The 1,287-nt window shown below is 35.4% G+C and carries 1 protein-coding gene; it reads left to right on the forward strand.

Annotation, left to right across the window (positions count from 1 at the left end):
• Positions 1-84 precede the first annotated feature (84 nt).
• A protein-coding gene (locus M3206_RS18660; RefSeq protein ID WP_251314027.1) for an IS3 family transposase occupies positions 85-1,247 on the forward strand; the annotation gives its coding sequence in 2 pieces (ribosomal slippage) (positions 85-361 and positions 361-1,247; 1,164 coding nt in all).
• Positions 1,248-1,287 lie beyond the last annotated feature (40 nt).

The following is a 1,287-nucleotide window of genomic DNA, read 5'->3' on the forward strand; positions in this document are numbered from 1 at the left end:
TAGACTAACCTAGGTATTTGGGACACAATAAAACACCTTCGAAATGATACACTTATTAAAAGTGAAAATCGGAGGTGTTTTTGCATGGGCAAAAACGTTTATTCAAAAGAAACAAAGTGGGCTGTTGTTAAGGATAAAATGAGTGGTCAATTTACCAACGTAGAAATCATGGATAAGTATGGGATTAAAAATGTGTCCCAAATTAAAACATGGGTAAAATGGTATCGGAATAATGAAGTACATCGATTTAATCAACCTATAGGTAAGCAATACTCTTATGGTCGTGGACCTGATTCCCTTAGTGAAGAGGAAAAGAAAGAACGTCAATTCTATCAATACAAACAGGAGAATGAAATTTTAAAAAAGTATTTGGAGATCGAAAAGGAGTTGAAAAGGAAGTAGTTCTCCGTCTGGTAAAGAGATTAAGAAAAAAATACACCATTACGGCTATTCTATGTGCGTTAAAAGTTCCAAGATCCACCTATTATCGTTGGTTATCAGCTCCATCTAAAGAGTTGACTAAATCTGAGAAGGCTATTATCTCTCTTTGTGAAAAGACGAACTACCGGTATGGGCATCGGAAAATTAAGCATTTACTTCAGCGTCGATATCAAATTAGTTTGCATCGAAATACTGTCCAACGTATTATGCAAAAGCATCATCTACAGTGCCGTGTAAAGCCAAAGAGGAAGTGGAAATCTCAAGGACAACCTATCATTGTCGCACCAAACCTTTTACAGAGAGAGTTTACAGCCGTTTTGCCCAACAAAAAATGGGTAACCGATATTACGTATATTCAATATGGTTCAAGCACATTGTATCTTTCAACCATTATGGATCTATTCAATAATCAAATTGTGGCGTATAAACTATATACGCATCAACAAACGTCTCTGGTCACAGATACTTTAAAAGCAGCTTTAAACTCACGAGAAACCCCCAAAGGGGTTATTGTTCACTGTGATCAAGGAAGTGTGTATACATCTTATGCGTATCAGCAGCTAATAAAAGAGAGTAGATTAGTTAGCAGTATGTCTAGAAGGGGAAATTGTTGGGATAACGCTGTTATTGAGTCATTCCATTCAAATCTAAAATCTGAAGAATTTCAATATGTGAAGTTTAATTCTATGTCGATAAATAAAGTCAGGGAAAAAATAGATCAATACATAAAGTATTATAATGAAGAGCGAATTCAAGAAAAATTAGGCTACCACACTCCAATCGAATTTGGAAGTATGGCAGCCTAACAGGTGTTTTATTATTGTCTCAATTGACTAAGTCAGTCTA

Origin of the sequence: Fictibacillus phosphorivorans (assembly GCF_023715845.1) — a bacterium.
Taxonomy (GTDB): domain Bacteria; phylum Bacillota; class Bacilli; order Bacillales; family Fictibacillaceae; genus Fictibacillus; species Fictibacillus phosphorivorans_D.